At 32.5% G+C, this 23,775-nt stretch carries 20 protein-coding genes, 2 tRNA genes and 5 pseudogenes; 22 read left to right on the top strand and 5 right to left on the bottom strand.

What is annotated here, in order from left to right; translation table 11 throughout:
- Positions 1-71: 71 nt before the first annotated feature.
- Positions 72-419, top strand: coding sequence for a nucleotide pyrophosphohydrolase (locus tag O5Y44_RS01825; protein ID WP_271965412.1), 348 nt, complete (start codon positions 72-74; stop codon positions 417-419).
- 108 nt (positions 420-527) lie between these two features.
- Here O5Y44_RS01825 and O5Y44_RS01820 read toward each other — a convergent pair whose 3' ends face one another.
- Complete coding sequence (locus O5Y44_RS01820; protein WP_271987587.1) at positions 528-1,076, bottom strand: cell wall-binding protein; 549 nt, start codon at positions 1,074-1,076, stop codon at positions 528-530.
- A 374-nt stretch (positions 1,077-1,450) separates the two neighbouring features.
- Here O5Y44_RS01820 and O5Y44_RS01815 point away from each other — a divergent pair.
- The 7 genes from O5Y44_RS01815 (at position 1,451) to msr(D) (ending at position 8,762) form a co-directional block, all read left to right on the top strand.
- A tRNA-Gly gene (locus O5Y44_RS01815) sits at positions 1,451-1,524 on the top strand.
- A 20-nt stretch (positions 1,525-1,544) separates the two neighbouring features.
- Positions 1,545-1,618 (top strand) — tRNA-Asn (locus tag O5Y44_RS01810).
- Positions 1,619-1,797: 179 nt separating this feature from the next.
- Positions 1,798-3,102 (top strand): GTPase ObgE, encoded by a 1,305-nt coding sequence (gene obgE, locus O5Y44_RS01805; protein ID WP_271987588.1) that lies wholly within the window; start codon positions 1,798-1,800, stop codon positions 3,100-3,102.
- 12 nt (positions 3,103-3,114) lie between these two features.
- Complete coding sequence (locus O5Y44_RS01800) at positions 3,115-3,561, top strand: ACT domain-containing protein (protein ID WP_271965415.1); 447 nt, start codon at positions 3,115-3,117, stop codon at positions 3,559-3,561.
- 91 nt (positions 3,562-3,652) lie between these two features.
- A complete protein-coding gene (gene rlmD / locus O5Y44_RS01795) occupies positions 3,653-4,990 on the top strand; it encodes a 23S rRNA (uracil(1939)-C(5))-methyltransferase RlmD (protein WP_316447148.1) in 1,338 nt (445 codons plus the stop codon).
- A gap of 1,070 nt (positions 4,991-6,060) precedes the next feature.
- Complete coding sequence (gene mef(A), locus O5Y44_RS01785; protein WP_000417519.1) at positions 6,061-7,278, top strand: macrolide efflux MFS transporter Mef(A); 1,218 nt, start codon at positions 6,061-6,063, stop codon at positions 7,276-7,278.
- A gap of 20 nt (positions 7,279-7,298) precedes the next feature.
- Complete coding sequence (gene msr(D) / locus O5Y44_RS01780) at positions 7,299-8,762, top strand: ABC-F type ribosomal protection protein Msr(D) (protein ID WP_000420313.1); 1,464 nt, start codon at positions 7,299-7,301, stop codon at positions 8,760-8,762.
- A 117-nt stretch (positions 8,763-8,879) separates the two neighbouring features.
- Here the strand turns inward: msr(D) and O5Y44_RS01775 are convergent, their stop codons facing one another.
- Genes O5Y44_RS01775 through O5Y44_RS01760 form a run of 4 tightly spaced genes read right to left on the bottom strand, consistent with a single transcriptional unit; the run spans position 8,880 to position 10,124 of the window.
- Complete coding sequence (locus O5Y44_RS01775; RefSeq protein ID WP_001072467.1) at positions 8,880-9,179, bottom strand: DUF5960 family protein; 300 nt, start codon at positions 9,177-9,179, stop codon at positions 8,880-8,882.
- Positions 9,166-9,534 (bottom strand): hypothetical protein, encoded by a 369-nt coding sequence (locus O5Y44_RS01770; protein ID WP_316447150.1) that lies wholly within the window; start codon positions 9,532-9,534, stop codon positions 9,166-9,168. The genes O5Y44_RS01775 and O5Y44_RS01770 overlap by 14 nt, the downstream gene beginning before the upstream one ends.
- 12 nt (positions 9,535-9,546) lie before the next feature.
- Complete coding sequence (locus O5Y44_RS01765) at positions 9,547-9,882, bottom strand: DinB/UmuC family translesion DNA polymerase (RefSeq protein WP_000806926.1); 336 nt, start codon at positions 9,880-9,882, stop codon at positions 9,547-9,549.
- Positions 9,879-10,124, bottom strand: a complete 246-nt coding sequence (locus tag O5Y44_RS01760; RefSeq protein WP_001813542.1) for a hypothetical protein — start codon at positions 10,122-10,124, stop codon at positions 9,879-9,881. Before O5Y44_RS01760 ends, O5Y44_RS01765 begins: the two co-directional genes overlap by 4 nt.
- A gap of 655 nt (positions 10,125-10,779) precedes the next feature.
- Here O5Y44_RS01760 and O5Y44_RS01755 point away from each other — a divergent pair.
- From O5Y44_RS01755 to O5Y44_RS01680, 14 genes and pseudogenes are all read left to right on the top strand, one after another.
- On the top strand, positions 10,780-11,544 hold the full coding sequence (locus O5Y44_RS01755) for a phospholipase D-like domain-containing protein (RefSeq protein WP_316447151.1): 765 nt from the start codon (positions 10,780-10,782) through the stop codon (positions 11,542-11,544).
- A 32-nt stretch (positions 11,545-11,576) separates the two neighbouring features.
- On the top strand, positions 11,577-12,119 hold the full coding sequence (locus O5Y44_RS01750) for a GNAT family N-acetyltransferase (RefSeq protein WP_006703207.1): 543 nt from the start codon (positions 11,577-11,579) through the stop codon (positions 12,117-12,119).
- A 345-nt stretch (positions 12,120-12,464) separates the two neighbouring features.
- Complete coding sequence (locus O5Y44_RS01745; protein WP_316447152.1) at positions 12,465-13,064, top strand: hypothetical protein; 600 nt, start codon at positions 12,465-12,467, stop codon at positions 13,062-13,064.
- A 284-nt stretch (positions 13,065-13,348) separates the two neighbouring features.
- A pseudogene (gene tnpA / locus O5Y44_RS01740) lies at positions 13,349-13,812 on the top strand (IS200/IS605 family transposase).
- Between the two features lie 345 nt (positions 13,813-14,157).
- Positions 14,158-14,283, top strand: a pseudogene (locus tag O5Y44_RS01730) (DNA cytosine methyltransferase); the annotation flags it as partial.
- A 247-nt stretch (positions 14,284-14,530) separates the two neighbouring features.
- Complete coding sequence (locus O5Y44_RS01720; RefSeq protein ID WP_483299441.1) at positions 14,531-14,677, top strand: DUF1413 domain-containing protein; 147 nt, start codon at positions 14,531-14,533, stop codon at positions 14,675-14,677.
- A gap of 134 nt (positions 14,678-14,811) precedes the next feature.
- Positions 14,812-15,180, top strand: a complete 369-nt coding sequence (locus O5Y44_RS01715; protein WP_003145044.1) for an ArsR/SmtB family transcription factor — start codon at positions 14,812-14,814, stop codon at positions 15,178-15,180.
- Positions 15,181-15,325: 145 nt separating this feature from the next.
- A pseudogene (locus O5Y44_RS01710) lies at positions 15,326-17,407 on the top strand (heavy metal translocating P-type ATPase).
- A gap of 143 nt (positions 17,408-17,550) precedes the next feature.
- Positions 17,551-18,030: pseudogene (locus O5Y44_RS01705) on the top strand (Csac_0668 family 2Fe-2S cluster-binding (seleno)protein).
- Positions 18,031-18,844: 814 nt separating this feature from the next.
- Positions 18,845-19,319, top strand: a pseudogene (gene tnpA, locus O5Y44_RS01700) (IS200/IS605 family transposase).
- A 545-nt stretch (positions 19,320-19,864) separates the two neighbouring features.
- A complete protein-coding gene (locus O5Y44_RS01695; RefSeq protein ID WP_483299440.1) occupies positions 19,865-20,479 on the top strand; it encodes an SAP domain-containing protein in 615 nt (204 codons plus the stop codon).
- Between the two features lie 61 nt (positions 20,480-20,540).
- On the top strand, positions 20,541-21,305 hold the full coding sequence (locus O5Y44_RS01690; RefSeq protein ID WP_316447154.1) for a class I SAM-dependent methyltransferase: 765 nt from the start codon (positions 20,541-20,543) through the stop codon (positions 21,303-21,305).
- A gap of 313 nt (positions 21,306-21,618) precedes the next feature.
- The gene (locus O5Y44_RS01685) at positions 21,619-21,930 is read left to right on the top strand and encodes a hypothetical protein (protein WP_316447155.1); all 312 of its coding nucleotides are present in this window, start codon (positions 21,619-21,621) and stop codon (positions 21,928-21,930) included.
- Between the two features lie 207 nt (positions 21,931-22,137).
- A complete protein-coding gene (locus O5Y44_RS01680; RefSeq protein WP_371465331.1) occupies positions 22,138-23,730 on the top strand; it encodes a YSIRK-type signal peptide-containing protein in 1,593 nt (530 codons plus the stop codon).
- The last annotated feature ends 45 nt before the right edge of the window (positions 23,731-23,775 follow it).

The raw sequence follows: 23,775 nt of genomic DNA, 5'->3' as shown, positions 1-23,775 counted from the left end.
CCCACACATTATAAATATGGATAATGAAATTATCTAAATATAATGTTATAATGAATTCGAGGTGAAGGATAATGAAAGAGACTATAGGAAAAATTAATAAGTTTAGAGATGAGAGAAATTGGAGACAATTCCATAATGAAAAAGATTTAGCAATATCAATATCTCTAGAAGCTAGTGAATTATTAGAACTATTTCAATGGAAAACATCAGAGGTAACTGTATCAGAAAAATTACCACAAATTAAAGAAGAATTGGCAGATGTTTTTATTTATGCTTTTATGCTTGCAGACAATTTAAATCTTGATGTAGAAAAAATTATTACAGATAAGTTAATTAGTAATTCTAATAAGTATCCTATTAAAGAAAGTTTTGGATCAAATAAAAAATATACAGAACTAGAAGTGAAAGAAAAAAACTAGATAAATTTTAACACTTTTTCTTTATTATTAAAAATATTGATAAACTATTAATAAAAAAAGGTTTGATAGATGTAAAATCAAATTACTATATCAAACCTTTTTATTTTATCATTTAGTTACTGGGACTTCGAAAGTGGCATTTTCCATTTTTTTACCATCCTTATCGAATTGTGTAAAAGAAATTTTAATTTTGTCACTTTCTACACTTAAACCGTATCCCATAGCAGATTCTGAAATTGCACCAATTGGAGTAGATTCGGGATATTTTGAAGAATTAACTGGATAAATTCTAGCCTCATTTTCTGCTCCATCAATAACTGTTCTAGGAGCTAAAAATAGATCTTGATATTCATTTTTAAAACCTAAGTTCTCATAAGTATATTTTATGATAACTACTTGTGCTATTTTATCTTTGATATGTTTACTTCTATCTTGAGTAGTTTTAACCTCTGTTATTTTTAATCTCCATTGACCATCTACAATCCATTCTTCATTAAGTCCGTATACTTTATCTGACGAATTTTCATTTTTTGTTGTTGTCGTTTTATTTTCTGCTGTAGATTTACTTTGTCTAATTAGATCTCTTTTAAATAATGAACACCCACTTAGAATTACAGAAGCTGATAATAAAACTGTAAATAGTAATTTAGATTTCATATTTCCTTCTCCTAATCGATAATGTTTAATTTTTATAAAATATCTTGAATTACCTCTATATAAAAAAATTATATAATACTAGAATAGGCTGGTCAATATATGTTAATTACATTTTAAAATTTTAGTGTTGGGATAAAATTTATAGCTTATTGCAAAAATACCTTTACAAATTAAAAGAAAAATATTATACTATATATTATCAATTGAAAAAATTGTTAATTTTTCTATAGATGTTTCTTGTTTTTCAAAATAATTCTTTAGTAAAGCTAACAAAATTAGAAAATTTTAAAAAAATAAAAAAAAATTAAAAAAGTTGTTGACAAACTATAATATCTATTATATAATTAATACATAAGTTAATAACAAATATTTATGCGGGTGTAGTTTAGTGGTAAAACCTCAGTCTTCCAAACTGATGTTGTGAGTTCGATTCTCATCACCCGCTCCATTTTTTTATTTAGAGATTTTTCCACAGTAGCTCAGTTGGTAGTAGCATCTGACTGTTAATCAGAGGGTCGCAGGTTCGAGTCCTGCCTGTGGAGTAAAGTACGGCTGTGTATGCAGCCGTATATTTTTTTGTTTAAAATCTCGCTAAATATTATTATTAAAGGAAAAATTATGTTATAATAGTTCATGGTATATGAACTTTTATCATGTTGAATTTTATATAGTTTAAAAGTTGAAATTTAAGAAAATAAAGAGAATTGTATAGGAGATTTTTATGTTTTTAGATGAGGTAAAAATATTCGTCCGATCAGGTGATGGTGGGAATGGATTAGTAGCATTTAGAAGAGAAAAGTATGTTCCAAAAGGTGGTCCAGCAGGTGGTGACGGTGGACGTGGAGCAAATGTTGTATTTATAGTTGATGAAGGTTTAAGAACTTTCATGGATTATCGTTACCAAAAGAAATTCGTAGCACCTAATGGTGAGAACGGAATGAGTAAAGGTATGCACGGTAGAAAATCTAAAGATTTATACTTAAAAGTACCACCTGGGACTGTAATTCGTGATACAGATACTGGAGAGGTATTAGCAGACTTAGTAGAACACGAGCAAGAAGTAGTAGTAGCTCGTGGAGGACGTGGTGGACGCGGAAACTGTCGTTTCGCAACACCTTCAAACCCAGCGCCAGAAATCGCTGAAAATGGTGAACCAGGAGAAGAAAGAAATCTGACTTTAGAATTAAAACTTATGGCGGATGTAGGTCTTGTTGGATTCCCTTCTGTTGGTAAATCAACATTATTATCAATAACATCAAAAGCAAAACCAAAAATTGCTGATTATCATTTTACAACATTAGCGCCAAATCTTGGAGTAGTAGAAACAAAAGACCACAGAAGTTTTGTTATGGCTGACCTTCCAGGATTAATCGAAGGGGCTAGCCAAGGTGTAGGTCTTGGTCACCAATTTTTACGTCACATCGAAAGAACGAAAGTTATTGTTCACGTAGTAGATATGTCAGCAACTGATGGACGTGATCCATATGAAGATTATAAAATTATTAACCAAGAGTTAGCAGAGTACAACATGAGACTTTTAGAAAGACCTCAAGTAGTGGTAGCTAACAAGATGGATATTCCAGTTGCGAGTGAAAATCTTAAAGAATTTAAAAAACAATTAGAAAATGACGGTGAAGATGTAGATATCGTTGAAATTTCTGCATTTACACGTAGTAATATAGATAATTTACTTTATAAAGTAAGTGATATTCTAGATAACACAGATCCAAATACGTTATATGAACTTGATACTGAAGAAGAAAGTATGGAAAACAGAGTTCTTTATAAACATAAACCTAAGGATGAAACATTCAAGATTACTCGTGATGACACAGGTGCTTATGTAGTAAGTGGACCTGGTATCGAACGTGCATTCTTAATGACTGACTTTAACCGTGATGCTTCTGTTAGACGTTTTGCTCAACAAATGCGTTCTATGGGTGTAGATGATGCTTTACGTGAAAGAGGATGTAAAAACGGTGATACGGTTAAAATTCTTAAAGGTGAGTTTGAATTCGTAGAGTAGGAGATAACCACTGTGGATAAAGAAAAAGTTTATTATATAATTAGAGAAGATGTATTGCCAGAAGCTGTAAAGAAGACGTTGGCGATGAAAAAAGCTTTAGAAGAAGATTCGAAATTATCAATTTTAGAAGCTTCTAAAAGATTTGATTTAAGTAGAAGTGCATTTTATAAATATAAAGATACAATTTTTCCAATTCAAGATGTGAAAAGACAATCAATTCTATCGTTGTCTATTGATGTTGATGATATTCCAGGAATATTAGGTAAAATTTTAGCGGTTGTTAATGAAGAGAAGTGTAGTGTTCTTACTATTCACCAAACAGTACCGATTAATGCAAAAGCTACGATAATTATTTCTTTAGAGCTTAGCTCAGGTGATATAAATATTGAAAAATTAAATAAACGAATTAAAGATCTTGAGTTTGTTAATTCAATTAAAGTAATTGGTTTAAGCATGTAAAGATAGTTTAATAGATATTAAATGTAGGAGAACAGAGTAGGGAAGTCAGTTTCCTATAGCTGTTCTCCTTTTTATTTTAGAAAGGTGAATTATGCAAAAAAATGATATATTCGAAGGGAAAGTTATAGATTATACCCACGATGGTCTTGGTGTAGTTAAAATTGACAATTTTCCGATTTTTATTGAAGATGTTATAGAAGGTGAAGTAATTGAGTTTAAGATAATTAAATTAAAGAAAAATCTTGGTTACGGAAAAGTTCTTAATATTATTGAAAGTTCTAAAAATAGAGTAGATGGTATTCCCAAAACTTCAGGGGCGAATTTAGTTCATATGAACTATGAAGAACAGTTGAAGTTTAAAAAGAAAAAAGTTCAAAATGTTATGGATAAAGCTCTTGGAAAAGATTCTATCGAAGTATTAGATACGCTAGGAATGGAAGATGGATACCATTATCGTAATAAATCTGTGATTCCAGTACAAAAAGTTAATGGCGAGGTTAAGATGGGGTATTATAAACCACGAAGCCATGATGTTGTTAATATAGAAAAATGTTTTATTCAATATGACGAACATAATGTATTGATGAATAAATTACGTAGTCTAATCTCAGAGCTTAACTTATCTGTTTATGATGAAAACAATCACTCAGGTGCTATTAGACATATTATGTTTAGAACAAATACCCTGAAAAGTGAAATTATGGTTGGTATTGTAGCGAAGGAGAAGTTTAATAAACTAGATGAATTTGTTGAAAAAATATCTAAATTAGACGATAGAATTGTTAGTATTATGTTAAATATTAATGACAAGAAGACAAATGTAATCTTTGGTGATAAAACTGAAAAACTTTTTGGTAAAGACTACATAACTGACACGTTAGACGGAATAGAGTTCAAGATTTCACTTCGTTCATTTTATCAAGTGAATCCAGTTCAAACAGAGGTATTATATAGTAAAGCGTTGGAACTTGCAGAATTAAAAGAAACTGATACGATAATTGATGCTTACTGTGGTATTGGAACCATAAGTCTATTCGCAGCTAAGAAAGTTAAGAAAGTATATGGTATTGAAATAGTAGAAGCGGCTGTTTTAGATGCTCGTGAAAATGCTAAAAATAATAATATAACTAATGTAGAGTTTTTACTAGGTAAGAGTGAAGATGTAATTAAAAAATTAATCTCACAAAATGTGAAATTAGATGCAGTTATCGTTGATCCACCACGTAAAGGTTGTGAGGAAAGTTTCTTACGTGATCTTGCAGCTATGAATATAGAAAAAATAGTCTATGTTAGTTGTAATTCAGCAACATTAGCTAGAGATATGGAAATTATGAGAGGTCTAGGTTATAAACTAGGTGCAGTGCAACCTGTAGATATGTTCCCAGGAACGTATCATGTTGAGGCGGTAAGTTTGCTAGTCAAGGAGTAAAACGACGAAGATTAGCATTTACTTCCGCCCATGCGATAGCTGTCCATGATTGACAAGTGCTAGCACGCAGACAGAACGGAGATAGCGAACCGCTGAGTGTGTCGCTCTGCTCGTAAAAGCTTAGAAACCTTTGAACGAAAGGGATAATGAAAGCCTTGATTGCAAGGCTTTTTGCTTTATGGTGGGTAAGTATCAGAGTGAGAAAATTTTTGGAATGAGTAGAAGTGATAGCTAGAAATTATCAGTTTCTATTTCCATTTACCCTGTGGGTACGTGTTTGTTTCCATTGACAAGGAGTTTGTGGGAATAGAAATGTACCCACCTTGTTTGAATCAAGTGAAGTGTAGTTGAAGGAAATCTGTTGAAAGCAATACTTCATTTTACCGAATAAGTAATAATTTAGGCAACTTCAAATCGATTAAAAAAAACTATTTTAAAGGTTAAGAGTAGACAAAAATTGTCCACTCTTTTTTGCAAACTCAATTTATCAATAAATGAAATGAGGGAATGTAAAATGAAATATTTTGAGGTTGAGTTAGAAAATCCTGATGAATTTTTAAAACTACAAACAGAAGATTTTGTGAAAGCTAATCGCTTGCTACTAAGGAAGATAATCCAGAGCGTTACAGTCTATGAAGAAAACTTCGTCATATCCTTTAAATCTGGCATCGAATTGGAAGTATGAGTCTCATTCCATAACTTTTATATTGAACATATCATCTTGTTGTGTTATACTATAAATAGATATAAACAAAGATGTAGGAGGAACCGAAACTATGACAGCCTCAATGCGTTTAAGATAAGCTGGCAATAAAAAAAGCAGAATCTATACCCGATGATAGGCTTTTTTGTTGTGCTTATTTATACGATATTGAGCATTCATTAGTTACGGTGAGGATATTGGTTATTTAACTATACCTTTATTTAACTATGTCTTTAATATGAATGTTTCCAAATTGTATGTATGCAGACCAAAAGCCACATTGTGGGGTTTGGCCTGCATTTTTTATTGCCTAGAATGCTATTCAAAATAGAAATTCAAGCAAAATAATATGCAGGAGATAATATAAATGGAAAAATACAACAATTGGAAACGAAAATTTTATGCAATATGGGCAGGGCAAGCAGTATCATTAATCACTAGTGCCATCCTGCAAATGGCGATTATTTTTTACCTTACAGAAAAAACAGGATCTGCGATGGTCTTGTCTATGGCTTCATTAGTAGGTTTTTTACCCTATGCGATTTTGGGACCTGCCATTGGTGTGCTAGTGGATCGTCATGATAGGAAGAAGATAATGATTGGTGCCGATTTAATTATCGCAGCAGCTGGTGCAGTGCTTGCTATTGTTGCATTCTGTATGGAGCTACCTGTCTGGATGATTATGATAGTATTGTTTATCCGTAGCATTGGAACAGCTTTTCATACCCCAGCACTCAATGCGGTTACACCACTTTTAGTACCAGAAGAACAGCTAACGAAATGCGCAGGCTATAGTCAGTCTTTGCAGTCTATAAGCTATATTGTTAGTCCGGCAGTTGCAGCACTCTTATACTCCGTTTGGGATTTAAATGCTATTATTGCCATCGACGTATTGGGTGCTGTGATTGCATCTATTACGGTAGCAATTGTACGTATACCTAAGCTGGGTAATCAAGTGCAAAGTTTAGAACCAAATTTCATAAGGGAGATGAAAGAAGGAGTTGTGGTTCTGAGACAAAACAAAGGATTGTTTGCCTTATTACTCTTAGGAACACTATATACTTTTGTTTATATGCCAATCAATGCACTATTTCCTTTAATAAGCATGGAACACTTTAATGGAACGCCTGTGCATATTTCTATTACGGAAATTTCCTTTGCATTTGGGATGCTAGCAGGAGGCTTATTATTAGGAAGATTAGGGGGCTTCGAAAAGCATGTATTACTAATAACAAGTTCATTTTTTATAATGGGGACCAGTTTAGCCGTTTCGGGAATACTTCCTCCAAATGGATTTGTAATATTCGTAGTTTGCTGTGCAATAATGGGGCTTTCGGTGCCATTTTATAGCGGTGTGCAAACAGCTCTTTTTCAGGAGAAAATTAAGCCTGAATATTTAGGACGTGTATTTTCTTTGATCGGAAGTATCATGTCACTTGCTATGCCAATTGGGTTAATTCTTTCTGGATTCTTTGCTGATAAAATCGGTGTAAATCATTGGTTTTTACTATCAGGTATTTTAATTATTGGCATTGCTATAGTTTGCCAAATGATAACTGAGGTTAGAAAATTAGATTTAAAATAAACAATATTGGAGGAAATGTTATGGAATTAATATTAAAAGCAAAAGACATTCGTGTGGAATTCAAAGGACGCGATGTTTTAGATATAAATGAATTAGAAGTATATGATTATGACCGTATTGGTTTAGTAGGAGCAAATGGTGCTGGAAAAAGCACTTTACTCAGGGTACTTTTAGGAGAATTAACTCCCCCAGGATGTAAAATGAATCGTCTGGGTGAACTTGCCTATATTCCCCAGTTGGACGAAGTAACTCTGCAGGAGGAAAAAGATTTTGCACTTGTAGGCAAGCTAGGTGTTGAGCAATTAAATATACAGACTATGAGCGGTGGTGAAGAAACAAGGCTTAAAATAGCACAGGCCTTATCGGCACAGGTTCATGGTATTTTAGCGGATGAACCTACGAGCCATTTAGACCGTGAAGGAATTGATTTTCTAATAGGACAGCTAAAATATTTTACAGGTGCACTGTTAGTTATTAGCCATGACCGCTATTTTCTTGATGAAATAGTAGATAAAATATGGGAACTGAAAGATGGCAAAATCACTGAGTATTGGGGAAACTATTCTGATTATCTTCGTCAGAAAGAGGAAGAACGTAAGAGCCAAGCTGCAGAATACGAACAATTTATTGCGGAACGTGCCCGATTGGAAAGGGCTGCGGAGGAAAAGCGAAAACAGGCTCGTAAAATAGAACAGAAGGCAAAAGGTTCTTCAAAGAAAAAAAGTACTGAAGACGGAGGGCGTTTAGCTCATCAAAAATCAATAGGAAGTAAGGAAAAAAAGATGTATAATGCTGCTAAAACCCTAGAGCACAGGATTGCGGCCTTAGGAAAAGTAGAAGCTCCGGAAGGCATTCGCAGAATTCGTTTCAGGCAAAGTAAAGCATTGGAGCTCCATAATCCATACCCTATAGTCGGTGCAGAAATTAATAAAGTATTTGGGGATAAGGCTCTGTTTGAAAATGCATCTTTTCAAATTCCGTTAGGAGCAAAAGTGGCGTTAACTGGTGGTAATGGAATCGGAAAAACAACTTTAATCCAAATGATCTTAAACCATGAAGAAGGAATTTCTATTTCGCCTAAGGCAAAAATAGGTTACTTTGCACAGAATGGTTACAAGTACAACAGTAATCAGAATGTTATGGAGTTTATGCAGAAGGATTGTGACTACAATATATCAGAAATTCGTTCAGTGCTAGCATCTATGGGGTTCAAACAGAACGATATTGGAAAAAGTTTATCTGTTTTAAGCGGTGGAGAAATTATAAAATTGTTGCTTGCTAAAATGCTCATGGGTAGATATAACATCCTAATAATGGATGAACCCAGTAACTTCCTTGACATACCAAGTTTAGAGGCTTTGGAAATACTAATGAAGGAGTACACCGGAACTATCGTGTTTATCACCCACGATAAACGATTACTCGAAAATGTAGCAGATGTAGTTTATGAAATTAGAGATAAGAAAATAAATCTGAAACATTAAATTTAAGGTAGTCGCTGGTCAGTATAGTCTGTTCTGGTTGGCGACTCCATTGTTAAAGAGTATAAAGACTTTAGATTTTATGAATATTAAAAATAGGAACAGTCAATTGAACTGCTCCTATTTTTCTGCTAAATATATTGTAGTTTTCTTATATGTATAATGATAGATTAGCGGATTCTCATCTACGGTACTTACTTCAAATATGAAGAAGTGATCGCGGTTATCTCTGGACTTTTCCTTATTGAGGACAAAGTAATTCTTACGTGAAGTCGCCATTGTTTTTAGGATATCATCAGTTAGGAAGGTCAATGGAATATTCATGTTAGAGTAGCGGTAGAAGTCACGTTCAAAATCTTGGTAGCTCTCGCTATAATAGTCCATTTGTAGGTGATTACGCTGAAACTCAAGCTGATTCATAGAGCACCTCCTCGACAAGTTCAATACTAATAATGTCTTTTAATTTCAAATTGATGTGACCTGTTGTAGTTTTTATCAAAATGAAATCTTTGGTCAGACTTGGTATTGTTCCAGTGTAGGAAACACGCTTGTTTTTTTCAATCACTTGAATGCGTGTGCGTAGCTGCCCGGCGTATACTTGACTGAGGAGTAATAATTTCTTCTCTAGTGATAAGTCAGACATGTACGTTACTTTGTTTGTATCATCAGAGAGTGCTAATGCATGTTCAGATAGGAAAAAGCCCATCCATTTTTGCATCTTTGTATCCTGGTACTCTCTTGCTGATTGAAATGGTAAATATGAACGGTCAATCATATCAAATCCTTTCTATGCAGAGGCAAGGGTATTTTTATCAAATTGAATCGTAAAACCTTGAATTCCCCCACCTGTGTAACATTCTTTAAAGCGATTGATTACCTCAGTATAGATTATCACAGATGAGCTTGTTGGCTTAATGCTAAATGTAAATTCCAATGGTAATCGGTTTTCAGATTTAGCATGTACTAGTCGTATCGATATTTCAGTTGTTTTGAGTTTTCTCTGACGAAGTTTTGAAGTTGCTGTTTCAACGATTCCATGTAAAAATCTTTCAAGCATTTCAATATCATTACATCCTTTGCTACGGATTTCTGAAAATTGTACTGTATTTTTTTCTTGTTTCATTTTAATCCCTCCAATCCACCCGCGGAATGACCACCGATAAGTTTACTGCGTTCAATATTTCTGGAACCTTCAGTTAGGACGGTTCCTTTTTGTATGGCTAAAAAACCAAACTGTTCTCTGACAACATCAATAGCTGTCTGAAGTCTATTATCTTTTTCAATTTGTTCTACATCATCAAAGAGTGATAGTAGAGTATAGCTTTCATCTACGAAGCCACTATAAGATACACCAATTTGTCTCACTGCACCAGAGGTGTATTTTTTCGGAATAATACAAGTACATGACTCACCATTGTTTTGGGGAGATTTGCGGGTTCAATTTTATTCTGAGCATTTATAGATTTTTTCATCTCAGTCCTAGAATAGCCAATATGAATAGAAACGACAGTAGTCAATACTAGGGCTACTGTTCCGTTCCACAGTATCATTTAAAAATCATTTTCACACCCTTTCGTCTATTAGTATAGAAGAAAGCTCTCAGCACATGTTGAGTGTGTAGTATTGATGTCAAGAGTTGCACCCGCTAAGTAAATAAAATATAGAAAATAAAGGCTTATTCTAGGCTATCGTTAAAAGGTATCGATAGCTTAGAGTAAGCCTTATTATTTGAGAGAAAATAAGGTTGAGCGGGAACATATCCATAGCCTAGAGTTGACACTAGAGAATGGATAATAAGAAAAAATGCACCCACTGGCACCCAGCTATAAATTTGACAATTGTAAAATAGCCTAATTAACATTATAATATAACTAAGAAACAAGTATACTAATCCTCTGCATATAGGGATGTGTACCTGGTGCCATAAAGATTGGATTATATTGGGATATTCCTGCAGACGCTGAAAAACCAAATGATAAAAGAACTAAGAGTGGTAAATATATAAAGAGAGGTGATATTAATGGATAGAAGTGCTTTCATTAAGACTCTGATAGAAGTATTGAAATATGATAGAAAATACAGAACAATTGAATCAAGAGACCAACTGTTGAGGTTAATAGGTAGAGCAAGAGTAAATTTTGTTCCACAATATGAATTTGCAAATCATGGGCGTTCCTATCAACATTGGGAGATTGTGGAATTACGAGTTCCGGTTCCTTTGTTAGAAATCGCAGAAGAAAATGAGAAGATTCTAGAAGAGTTAGTAGAGTATGTATATGAGGAGTCTGATGATTATGCTTTACATCACGTTGAAATACGTCCACAGGTAATTGATACACCAGATGAAGTAACAGAGCATAATGTAGTTTTTGATGCAATTCAAGATGAAGTAATTCAGGGAATTAGAGATGCTAAATTTATAATTTGGGCAGCTGTTGCATGGTTTTCTAATGAAGCTATTTATCAAGAGTTATTAGCGAAAAAGAAGCAAGGATTAAATGTAAGAATAATAGTTTCGCAGGAAGACTCAAATATAAATATGATTTCAAAACTGAGAGAGAATAAGTTCGATGTTGTGGTCATTCCGAGATGGGGAAATAAAGGATATAACCGTATGCATGATAAGTTTTGTATCATAGATATGGACTATGTAATGCACGGATCATATAATTGGACACCAACAGCTAATAAAAATGTAGAAACTTTAGTAACTGCACTTGATCATGAACTTGTCAAAAAGTTTGCTAAAGAGTTTATGGAATTATATAATAGGATTTATTTTTAAACAAAGACAAATTTGAATTTAAGGAGGACAAAATGATTTTAGAAACGGAAAGATTGATTCTTCGTCCATGGGAAGAAAGTGATGCAAATGATTTATTTCAGTATGCCAGTAATCCAGAGGTTGGTCCGATTGCAGGTTGGCCTGTACATACCAGTGTTGAAAATAGCAAGGAGATTATAAAAAGTGTTTTTTCAGCACCTGAGACATACGCCATAGTTTTAAAAGAAACGATGCAGCCAGTGGGTAGCATAGGATTGATGATCGGCTCTGTAAGTGATAAAGGTATTCCTGATACTGAGGCGGAGATTGGTTACTGGATAGGAGTTCCGTATTGGGGTCAGGGTCTGATACCAGAAGCAGTTCGTGAGATTATGAGACATGGATTTGATGACCTGAATCTGGAGAAAATGTGGTGCGGTTATTTTGACGGCAATACAAAGTCAAAGAGAGTTCAGGAAAAATGTGGTTTCCGTTATCATCATACAAAAGAAAACGTTCTATGTGCATTTGAAGGTATTCTTCGCACAGAACACATAACCTGTCTATCAAAGGGAGAGTGGCTGTCGACTAAGTAAATCCCAGTTTGTCTAGGTAATACCTTTTAACGATAACCCTACTTATCGTTAAAAGGTTTATAGATATGTTCCCACATACGAACGCAACTACTTGACATACTTAGTGTTCACTCGTTTCATGTTGAGTGTGTAAGCTTGTTAGAGAAACGTTCCTAATAGCTATGAATAAATTATTGAAATGCTTCTTTTACTACCAATATTTTCTGTTCTGAATGTAGTTCAGCATAAGGAACTGAGGTAGATTTATAAGAGACTGTGGCAGGGAAGTTATAGTCTTTTTGAGGTTTTAATGGTATAATAAGATTATAAATGTGTATAATGTTTAAATTATCTGGAGGACGCATAATGTTGAATTTAGTAAAAGGTCACCGAGTTAGCTTGGTAGAAAACCTGTTTGAGTCATTTACAAAGTTAACTGAACATCATTTGATGGCGAATGTACACGCAGAAAAAATATTAGAGGTTTTTCAACACTTTATTGCGATTCATGACGAGCCCTTGTTTTTTATTTTGGAATTGCCTGTTAGTATTGATAGAGAAAAAGTAATAGCAAAGAATATTATCAATGAATCCCATATGGATGTTTATTACATTGATGGTTGTTCAATAGAGGAATGCCTTGTACTGTTGATTAGATACGGTGATTTGCTTGTTAATGATGGATTAAGTAAGTTTGGATTTGGTGGGCATAAAAGTCATGATGAAATTATGCTTGATAGCTATAATGTTATGACAATTTATAGTAAAGAACTATCGAAATTTAATGACTTTTTTGAACCTCATAATATTCAATTTGTAGAAGAACTAGTGACAGCTTGGGAAACTTTTTCTGAGACTTCACCAGGAATTTCTGAAATCTATGAAAGTAACGGTAAAACTGTTTATGATTTGCCTGAAGAATTAGCTGAATGGGGAATATATTTAGCTGAAACTCGAACAGAATAGGCATTTCTATAGATTAGAAAGAAAATATTTCAATCCCTCTGATACTCCAAATTTAACTTTAGTAAATTTTTAGAAGTAACAGAAGTAAATCTGTGTTTAACTGCAACTAGTATGTTGCAGTTTTTTATTAAAGGCTTTAGCCAGTTGAGGAGGCGAAGTCTCCGAAACAAAAAACCACCCGCTATGCGGGTGCGAGATAAAAGTTAAACAATTGAAAAATCATCCTTTCTTGATAAAATAAGAGTAGTTCAAGCTCTAAAATAAAGAAAGGATGATTTTTAATTATGGCAAATAAACATAATAGTTTATTGCATACAAAGTGGTTGTGTAAATACCATATTGTTTTTACACCAAGTATAGACGAAAAATAGAATTTAATCAATACAAACGAAATATAGTAAATATAATAAAAAGGTTATGTAAGTATAAAGGAGTGGAAATAATAGAAGGACATATAATGCCAGATCATATACATTTGCTACTATCAATACCGCCAAAATATAGTGTATCAAGTTTTATAGGATATCTGAAAGGAAAAAGTTCATTAATGATATTTGATATGCATTCAAACTTGAAATACAGATACGGAAATAGAAAGTTTTGGGCAGAAGGATACTATGTAAGTACTGTAGGATTGAATGAAAGTACAATAAGAAAATTTATCAGAGAACAAGAATCGCATGACATTGCGATAGACAAACTGACAACAAAAGAATATAAAAATCCATTTGGAGATAAGAAAAAATAGATAAACCCGTTTAACGGGTAGCGGGCGTTAAAATACAATAGGGCTTGAACGAATGTGAAAGCCAGCGCCTTGAGGTGCGTGTTAGTAACAAAGGGTTATACCCGAAGAAAAAACCACTTAAAGAAAAATAAATATTAGATAATCTTAGACGATAGAAATTAAAAACTCTATTGTCTATTTTTATACTCAAAAGTTGGAGGGTATGATAATGAGGAAAAAATTCTATATTAGGTCAAATAAAAAGCTTTAAGATAGATGACAAAACTAAGTCTAATAAGAAAGACCATAGCAAAGGTGCAGAGAGATAAATATCGGTAGTCTCCGGACTGCCTTTATTTTTTTGAGGTAGTTAGTGTTGTTAGACCGAAGTATTTTGTGCTAGAAAATGTACCCAACATATTAACTGCAAATAACGGACATTTTAAAGACGAAATTTATAGCTTATGTTCCAGTAATGGTTACACGTTATGATGATACCCTAGTAAGGAAGATTATCCAGAATGTTAGTGTTTATGATGACCACTTTGTAATATGCTTTAAATCTGGAATTGAAATGGAAGTATGATTTAATACTAATATAAACCGTCAATTAAGAGTTAGGTTCTCTTGATTGGCGGTTTTTGCATTGACTTTTACATGATTTATACATGTGATATTATCAAAAATGTTGTTTATAAGGTTATTGATAAGGAGTTGACCACATGAGTGATGTAATAAGCTGTTAGATGAAGCTATTAAAGAAACCGAAAACTTGTACGAAGGAGAAGTCTTTATTTTTAAGGAATTGTTTAAAGGATATGTATGGAACAGGATACCGAGAAGGGACTGTACTAATGTCTTAGTAGATGTTTTTGAGATATTTTAAATAATATAAAAAAACACTTGAATAAATGCTCATATAACTATTGACACAAGAGAAAAATAATAATATAATAAATATACAACGTATGAATGATTATTCAAGTAATTAGATGAAATGATTTAAAAAGAGGTAATAATATGACTAAAAAATTTAATTCAATTGAAAGATGTGACTGCAATGTAATTCATGAGGATATTGTAAATCAAGTTAGAGATAAAATGCCTCAAGAAGAAAGCCTTTATGATCTAGCAGAATTATTTAAAGTATTTGGAGATTCAACACGAATCAGGATATTATGGGCTTTACATGAAGCTGAAATGTGTGTTTGTGATATCGCTGTATTACTTAACATGACACAATCAGCAATTTCCCATCAGCTGAGAGTCTTAAAACAAGCTAATTTAGTGAAAAACAGAAAAGAAGGCAAAGTAGTATATTATTCATTAGTTGATGATCATGTAAGAGAAATATTTGACCAAGGTTTAATTCATATCAACGAGAAGTAGTAATGCGGTAGAATAGAATATTTTTTGAAGATATTTGGGCATATATTTAAGTCTTCATTTCAAATGAGCAATGCTTCAAGAAAATTTGAAAAAGACTTGTAGTATTCAAAATAAAATTACAAATAATATTTAGGAGGATTTAATAATGAAAAAGAAATTTATACTTGAAGGTTTAGATTGTGCAAATTGCGCGGCAAAAATGGAAAAGGCTATTAATGAGCTTGATGGAGTGAAAGAAGCTACTGTTAACTTTATGACCACAAAACTCGTTATTGATGGTGAGGATGAAAAAATGCCAACAATAATAGCAGAGGCCGAAAAAATAGTTAAAAAAATCGAACCCGATACAACTATGAAAAAGGCTTAAAGGAGGCTATTTAGTATGACAAAACGACTATGGCGAATAATTATTGGTGCAGCCGTGTTAGCTACAGCAGTATTGCTTAGTTTAAATAACGAATGGTTACAGATTGCTCTCTTTATAATAAGTTACATTATTGTAGGTGGAGATGTTGTAAAAAGAGCTGTAAAAAATATTTTTAAAGGTCAAGTTTTCGATGAAAATTTTTTAATGAGTATTGCAACAATTGGTGCATTTTTTATTGGTGAGTATCCTGAAGGTGTTGCAGTTATGCTGTTTTATCAAGTTGGAGAACTGTTTCAAAGCTATGCAGTTGGCAAGTCGAGAAAGTCAATTGCAAGCCTTATGGATATTCGACCAGATTATGCAAATGTTAAAAAAGGTGATGAACTTGTCAAAGTTGACCCAGATGAAGTACAAATTGGAGATATTATTGTAATTAAAGCAGGAGAAAAAATTCCTCTTGATGGCAAGGTAATTGAGGGAAGTTCAATGATTGATACATCGGCACTAACAGGCGAATCTATTCCTCGTGAAGTAGAAGTTGGAAGTGATATCCTAAGTGGGTGCATCAACATTAATGGGGTTATTACAGCAGAGGTTACCAAGGAATTTGGAGAATCTACTGTAAGTAAAATTCTTGATTTAGTTGAAAATGCAAGTAGTAAAAAATCCAATTCAGAACAATTTATTACGAAGTTTGCGAGATATTATACACCGGTTGTGGTTATAATTGCAGTTTTTCTAGCTATTATACCACCTCTTGTTATAGACGGGGCGACTTTTAGTGATTGGATATATAGAGCACTAGCATTCCTTGTGGTATCCTGTCCGTGTGCTTTAGTTATTTCAATTCCTTTGAGTTTCTTCGGTGGAATAGGTGGAGCCTCAAAAAAAGGTGTTTTAGTCAAGGGTAGTAATTATTTAGAGGCATTAGCAGAAACTGAAATTGTTGTTTTTGATAAAACTGGAACACTAACGAAAGGTGTATTTAATGTACAGGAAATTCATCCAGAAGGAGTTTCCAAAGAAGAGCTATTAGAATTAACTGCACATGCGGAAAGCTATTCCAATCATCCGATTTCACTTTCACTGAAACGTGCATATAGCAAAGAAATAGACAATGGACGTATTTCAGATGTAGAAGAGATATCAGGTCATGGTGTTATTGCAACAGTAGATGGCAAAAAGGTTATGGTAGGAAATATCAAACTTATGAAAATGATGGATATCCCTTATTTCAAGGGAGAGCTGATCGGTACTATTGTACATGTTGCTGTTAATAACAAATATATAGGTTACATTGTAATTGCCGATGAGGTAAAGGAAGATTCAGCACAAGCAATCAAGGAACTTAAGGCAGCTAATATTAAACAAACAGTTATGTTGACAGGTGATAATAAAAGTATTGGTTCAAAAGTTGCTAAAGAGCTTGGTCTTGATAAGGTTTATGCAGAACTGTTGCCAGCAGACAAAGTTGAAAAACTAGAAGAATTATTTTCGCAAAAATCTAAAAAAGGTAAACTTGCCTTTGTTGGTGACGGAATCAATGATGCACCTGTATTAGCTCGTGCAGACATTGGAATAGCAATGGGTGGTTTAGGTTCTGATGCGGCCATTGAAGCTGCTGATGTTGTAATTATGACTGATGAGCCATCGAAAATTGCTACTACAATGAAGATTTCTAAAAAGACACTAAAAATTGCACATCAAAACATAGTATTTGCAATTGGAATAAAAATAATTGTTCTTATTTTGAGTGCTTTTGGAATAACTACTATGTGGGCAGCTATATTTGCAGATGTAGGTGTAACTATCATCGCAGTATTAAATGCTTTTAGAGCTTTGAATGTAAAGAATCTATAAACTATTTTTCCTATTCACCCCTTGAATGATACCGATAATTGACGATACAATCAAGGGGTATTTTTTAATTTAAAAACTATAAATGAAAATTGGTTGGGATTTACCTTGAATTAAATGGTTTTAAAGATATGGAGGTTATGTAATTGAAAGTTATTGATGAATGTTGCTGTGAATGTATCAAATAAAATTTAAATAGAACAAAGGAGAGTTGCCCTGTCTGTAATAATGAAGGAGTAACAGTTAGTAGGATAACCGTTGAACACTTGGTGACAGATGATTATCGTAATGCCGTTGATGGAGATCAATATAAGATATGCATGAATGAGGACTGCGACGTTATTTACTATAACTTAGATAAAGAAATAAAATTCTTAAAAGACCAAGTTAGGGTTCCTATCTAGTTTAAGAAAGATGCAGATCCTAAGTATGCTTGTTATTGCAGAAAAGTCACAGAAGATCAGGTAATTGAAGCAGTTGTAAAGCATGGTGCGAAAACCGTTAAAGAAGTAAATGCCATAACTGGAGCAATGAAAAATTCGCTTTGTAAGGAAAACAATCCTTTGGGGGTATATTGTCATAAGATTATTCAGGAAGCCATTGATAAGGGATTAACTATGAAATGATTTGAGTTGATATGTTCTCACAAACAGACAAAACCGTTGATATCTTCCCACAAACGAGAGCCAATGTTGGATATGTTTCCAACTACTAGTGTGGATATGTTCCCCTTAACCATAGGGGTTGAAGCAGTTGTTTTAATGACAAGAGCGTAGACCGAAGCCGTTAATTACGAATGCTTTATGTGATAGCTGTCGTAGAGGAGTAGTAATACAGTAACAGAGAACCGCTGAGTGCATGGTATTGCTACAGCGAACAAGAGGGTGAAAATCCTGATTTTAAGCTATTTTACAAGCATTTTGTATTTGTAGATAAAGGCGATTTTGACGTTAAAAAAGTCCTAAAAAGGCACATAGATGTAAATGTATTTGTAGATGTCGTTTGCGTATCGAAAAAATGAATACAACAATAAATATTTATCTTAAGAGGGAGTGACTCAAAAATCGTGATTTCAGAGAAATCGATTTTTTTAGAGTCACCCCCGCACAGTTTATTAGATATCTAAAAAGCTTTTATAAAGCGAATTTAGATATCAATAAACCACTGCACCTATGAGTTTTCATATGAACTTTGTTAAATTTTAGGACTTTTGGATCAGCCCCTTTTTTTTATTGGCTGTATAATAAATCCGGGGCATGGAAAAAACCATGCTCCAGATTTTAATTAAGGGCTTTAGCCAGTTGAGGAGGCGAAGTCTCCGAAACAAAAAACCACCCGCTATGCGGGTGCGAGACAAAAGTTAAACAATTGAAAAATCATCCTTTCTTGATAAAATAAGAGTAGTTCAAGCTCTAAAATAAAGAAAGGATGATTTTAATTATGACAAATAAACATAATAGTTTATCGAATACAAAGTGGTTATGTAAATACCATATTGTATTTACACCTAAGTATAGACGAAAAATAGAATTTAATCAATACAAACGAGATATAGTAGATATAATAAAAAGGTTATGTAAGTATAAAGGAGTGGAAATAATAGAAGGACACATAATGCCAGATCATATACATTTGCTACTATCAATACCGCCAAAATATAGTGTATCAAGTTTTATGGGGATTTGAAAGGGAAAAATTCACTGATGATATTTGATATTCATAAAACCTGGAATATAAGTATTGGAATAGAAAGTTTTGAGTAGAAGGATACTATGTAAGTACTGTAGTATTAAATGAAAGTACAATAAGAAAATATATCAGAGAACGATAATCGCATGAGATTACAATAGACAAACTGATAACGAAAGTATATACAAATCCATTTGGAAATAAAAAAATAGATAAACTCGTTTAACGGGTAGCGGGGGTTAAAATACAATAGGGCTTGAACGAATGTGAAAGCCAGCGCCTTGAGGTGCGTGTTAGTAACAAAGGGTTATACTCGAAGAGAAAACCACCCCTTTTCAGGGGGCATTATTGGTATCGTTTCGATATACCCATTTTAAGGCGAAAATAGGTGTTCTACCATTCCTGTGTACAGTGGATATGAAATGCGTTACTCGTTGGAGAACCGAGCTATGTTGAAGCAGTCGTTTTAATGACAAGGGTGTAGGCTGAAGCCATTAATTACGAATACTTTATGAGATAGTTATCGCAGAGCGTTAGTGATGAGGTAACAGTGAATCGATGAGTGTGTAGTATTAATGTCAAAAGTTGTAACTAGTGAATAAATGAAGTGTAGAAAATAAAGGCTTATTCTAAGGTTATCGTTAAAGGATATTGGTAACTTGGAGTAAGTTTTTATTTTAATTTACGAAATCTAAGGAGTATTGTATAATAAAATAAATTAAGTTGATTAAGAGGGAAATATATAATTGAAGTTTCGGAGGTGAATGTGTGATAGAAATTAGACCTAGTTTTAAAGATATAGAATCATTTGAGGAATTTAACAAGTACTATTGGTATCGAGAGGAACTTTCACAAATATGTAAGTCTCTTGGACTAGAGTATAGATGTACAAAGAAAGAATTGAACTATATTATTGAACAATATTTCAAGGGAAATAGAATAGAAAAGTCTACAAGAAAAGTAAACAAAAAACATGCCGAAGTAATATCTTTAAATACACCATTGCTAGAATGTGGTTTTTCTTTTAACCAAAAATTTAGAGATTATTTTTCAGCTGTAACAGGAGTTAGCCCGTTTAAATTCAATGCTGATATGGCAACGGCTTGGAGAAAAGTAAAAAGTGATAACAATAAAGAATTTACAATTCAAGATATGATAAAAATATATTATGGAGAGTCAGATTATGCAAAGTATGATAATTCGACTTGTCAGTGGAATCAATTTCTAAAAGATTTTTGTGCAGATGAACATAGCAATAATTATTCTAACAAGTTAAAAGTTGCAGCTATCCTTTGGAAAGAAGTTAGAAATTCAAAAAATGAAAAAATTTATTCAAAACAACTTCTAAATGAATATGGATTCAAATTAGAGGGGTACCGCAAATAAAAATATATCGGATATTTTTTAACGATAGCTCACATTTGAAAAATTACGAGGAGATTATAAGATGAATAGTTATATAAAGTTAAATGAAGATAGATGGAATAATGTAAAAAATGACTATACCGAGCCGTTGACACACGAACAATTAGAAGAAGCTAGAAATAATCCAATTTCTGTTGCATTAACTGTTGGGAAAAAAGTTCCAAAAGAATGGTTTGAAAAAGCAAACGGGAAAAAGATATTAGGTTTAGCTTGTGGTGGTGGTCAGCAAGGCCCAGTTTTTGCTGTAAAAGGTTATGATGTAACTATAATGGATTTTTCTAAATCACAATTGCAAAGAGATGAAATGGTTGCTAAAAGAGAAGGCTTAAATATCAACACAGTTCAAAGCGATATGACAAAACCATTTCCATTTGAAAATGAAACATTTGATATTATTTTTAATCCAGTTTCAAATGTATATGTAGAAGATTTAGAAAATATATATAAAGAAGCCTCTCGAGTATTGAAAAAGGGTGGATTGTTAATGGTTGGATTTATGAATCCTTGGATATACATGTATGATGTTGACATTGTATGGGACAAACCCGATGAAGAATTACTTTTAAAATTCTCAATACCTTTTAATTCGAGAGAGCTTGAAGAGGAAGGCAAGATAACTATAAACCCAGAATATGGATATGAATTTAGCCATACCTTAGAAACTCAGATTAGAGGACAACTTAAAAATGGTCTTGCTATGTTAGATTTTTATGAATCGTGTGACAAAAGACAAAGACTATCACGTTATGGAAACGACTATATAGCTACACTTTGCATTAAACTATAATGGTATAGAAAATACTTCAGGATAGCAGCCCTTGTTATTTTCCATAAGAGTTAAAATCTAAATCCTAGTCTGTCTAACTCAAATAATCAAATAAAACGCTATAATACAGCAATTTATTAAACGATAAATCAAAAAGATTTACTGTTCAAATTATATAATTTCATATAAAAAATCATTATTTTTAAAATCTAAGTAGTTATTAGTAGATAATATTATAATATTGATAATCTCTATCAGTAGAATATATTTGTTGTTTCCTAACTCTTAGTATATAATCTTTAATTAAGAGATATACATATTTAGGAGAACAAGAATGAAGTTAGAAGATTTTACAGAACAGGAACAAAAACAGATAAAGAAAGGTCTTACTTTTTCGGTAATTAGTGATAAAGAAACTGCTGATAGAATACTTTCATTAGTTCCAGAAGAATTAAAGAAGAAGATTCCATTTTTCGTAAGAAAACATGCTAACACACGTACAGTAAAGAGAATTTCTGTCGAGTATCCAGAACTTTATGCAGCAGCTCAACAAGAAGGTGAATGGCCAGAAAAAGAAAAAGAAGAGCTACGTAAAGTTATTACAAATATTTTTCAAGAGAAAATGAATAAACATCAAATTAGATAATATAGGATTTGAAAATTATAGATATTATTATTATGTACCAGAATCAAAAGAGTAAAGTAGAATACTAAGCTTTTGATTCTGGTATTTTAATATTATAAGTTATTAAAATAGGTTCATACTTGCTCAATTTTAATAGATATAATATAATTATAAAGATAGTATAATGAGTGAATTGTAATTTTTAAACAATTTGATAAGGAGAAAATTATGTTTAGTAAGAGAAAATATTCGATAAGAAAGGTTTCAGTAGGTATTGCTAGTGTATTAATAGGTATTACTGCAGGATCTTTTGGAACAGCTTATGCACACGAAGATGTAAACAATATTGTTGTAAATACTGAAGTTACTCACGATGTTAATTTAGAACATGTAAACAAACCTGTTTTAGAAAAAACAGAAAAAATAAAAACTAAAGCTGACTTAGCTCAAAGTTCTACAGAATCTAATGCACTTAATGTGTGCGAAGATTGTAAACAGGAAGGGAAAATTATAGAACATCATAGTGTAGGTGTAACAGATAAAACTGTTTCAGTTAAATCTAAAACAGAAGAAATTTCTCTTGAAAAAACTTCAAAAACTACAGAACCTGTGGTAACTACACCGACTCCAGTGGTAAAAGTTCACAAAGAAGAGAAATTAGTTGAATCTATTTTAGAAGATAAGGTTGATTGGAATTCAATTGATGAAAAAGAATTTGTAAATTATCTATTAGCTGGTATTAAAGTTGATAAAAAGAAAGAACAGGAAATAAAAACTGTCTGGTTAGTTAAAGTTAAAGAATTGTTAGCAGTTAATCCTAATAATGAAAATCTTAAAAAAGTGAAATCTATTTTAGAAAATACTTTAAAGAATGAACCTTCAGTTGAAAAAGAAGCCAGAAAAGACAACCCTAAAGAAGAAAAAGTTACTGATGATAAAAAAGAAAATAAAGAAGTGACTAAAGAGACTGATAAGAAGGAAACTCCTAAAGAAAACAAAGTTTCTGAGAACAAGAAAGAAAAAAACGAAGTAAAAGAAGATAAAAAAGAAACTCCTAAAGAGCAAGCTCTTCCTGGAGAGAAGAAAGAAGCTCCTAGCAAAGAAACTTCAAAAGTGATTCCAAGTAAACAAGAAGCAACTAATGATAAGAAACAAGAAACTTCAACAAATACTGCTAAGGTAGAAAACCATGTTTTATCAGCGAAACTTTCAGGACGTGATGTAGCTGTATTATTTGATAAAGATAAAATAAAAGCTGATAATGTTTTTGTAGGGTCAATTAATGATGAAAATCTAAATAAAACTATTATCGAAAAATTAGGTAGTGAATATAAAGTTGTGGAAGTATTTGAAATTCATTTTGAAAAAGATGGGAAAAAGCTAGATAGTGATGCAGAACGTACAGTTAAAATGTCTGTTGTAAAAAATGATAATGCAGAACTAGAAGTATATCATATTGCGGAAAATAATGAACTAGAAAAAGTTGAAAGTAGTTTTAGTGAAGGATCTATACAATTTAAAATAAATCATTTTAGTAAATTTACTATTCTAGAGAGAATCAGAGTAGGTGCTAAGGATTTAGAAAGTCGTGTTCAAATAGTGACACCGGTAAAAGCTGAATATAAGCCTGAGAACAAAAAAGAAGAGTCTGATAATAGTAATAAAACGAATAGTAATAAAACTAATAGTGATACAAAAGAAAATAATACAAAAGAAAATGAACAACTACCGAAAACTGGTTTAGAAACAGGACAAACTGTTACTTTTGCGTTATTAGCTTTAGGGGCTGCAATAGCAATTAGAAGGAAACAAAATCAATAAAATCTAAGAAATTATCACACTTAGATATAGAAAATAAACTCGAAT

Origin of the sequence: Gemella sp. 27098_8_155 (assembly GCF_041433725.1) — a bacterium.
Lineage (GTDB): Bacteria > Bacillota > Bacilli > Staphylococcales > Gemellaceae > Gemella > Gemella haemolysans_D.
The sequence above is the reverse complement of the archived record's forward strand: the minus strand, read 5'-3'. Positions and strand labels throughout refer to the sequence as shown.

What these genes read in the sequence shown, in the direction of transcription:
- O5Y44_RS01820 (WP_271987587.1), bottom strand. Translation starts at nt 1,076, where the DNA reads ATGAAATCTAAATTACTATTTACAGTTTTATTATCAGCTTCTGTAATT.
- O5Y44_RS01825 (WP_271965412.1), top strand. Translation starts at nt 72, where the DNA reads ATGAAAGAGACTATAGGAAAAATTAATAAGTTTAGAGATGAGAGAAAT.
- O5Y44_RS01755 (WP_316447151.1), top strand. Translation starts at nt 10,780, where the DNA reads ATGGATAGAAGTGCTTTCATTAAGACTCTGATAGAAGTATTGAAATAT.
- O5Y44_RS01770 (WP_316447150.1), bottom strand. Translation starts at nt 9,534, where the DNA reads ATGATTGACCGTTCATATTTACCATTTCAATCAGCAAGAGAGTACCAG.
- O5Y44_RS01765 (WP_000806926.1), bottom strand. Translation starts at nt 9,882, where the DNA reads ATGAAACAAGAAAAAAATACAGTACAATTTTCAGAAATCCGTAGCAAA.
- O5Y44_RS01685 (WP_316447155.1), top strand. Translation starts at nt 21,619, where the DNA reads ATGAAGTTAGAAGATTTTACAGAACAGGAACAAAAACAGATAAAGAAA.
- O5Y44_RS01750 (WP_006703207.1), top strand. Translation starts at nt 11,577, where the DNA reads ATGATTTTAGAAACGGAAAGATTGATTCTTCGTCCATGGGAAGAAAGT.
- O5Y44_RS01680 (WP_371465331.1), top strand. Translation starts at nt 22,138, where the DNA reads ATGTTTAGTAAGAGAAAATATTCGATAAGAAAGGTTTCAGTAGGTATT.
- O5Y44_RS01690 (WP_316447154.1), top strand. Translation starts at nt 20,541, where the DNA reads ATGAATAGTTATATAAAGTTAAATGAAGATAGATGGAATAATGTAAAA.
- O5Y44_RS01775 (WP_001072467.1), bottom strand. Translation starts at nt 9,179, where the DNA reads ATGAATCAGCTTGAGTTTCAGCGTAATCACCTACAAATGGACTATTAT.
- obgE (WP_271987588.1), top strand. Translation starts at nt 1,798, where the DNA reads ATGTTTTTAGATGAGGTAAAAATATTCGTCCGATCAGGTGATGGTGGG.
- rlmD (WP_316447148.1), top strand. Translation starts at nt 3,653, where the DNA reads ATGCAAAAAAATGATATATTCGAAGGGAAAGTTATAGATTATACCCAC.
- O5Y44_RS01745 (WP_316447152.1), top strand. Translation starts at nt 12,465, where the DNA reads ATGTTGAATTTAGTAAAAGGTCACCGAGTTAGCTTGGTAGAAAACCTG.
- O5Y44_RS01715 (WP_003145044.1), top strand. Translation starts at nt 14,812, where the DNA reads ATGACTAAAAAATTTAATTCAATTGAAAGATGTGACTGCAATGTAATT.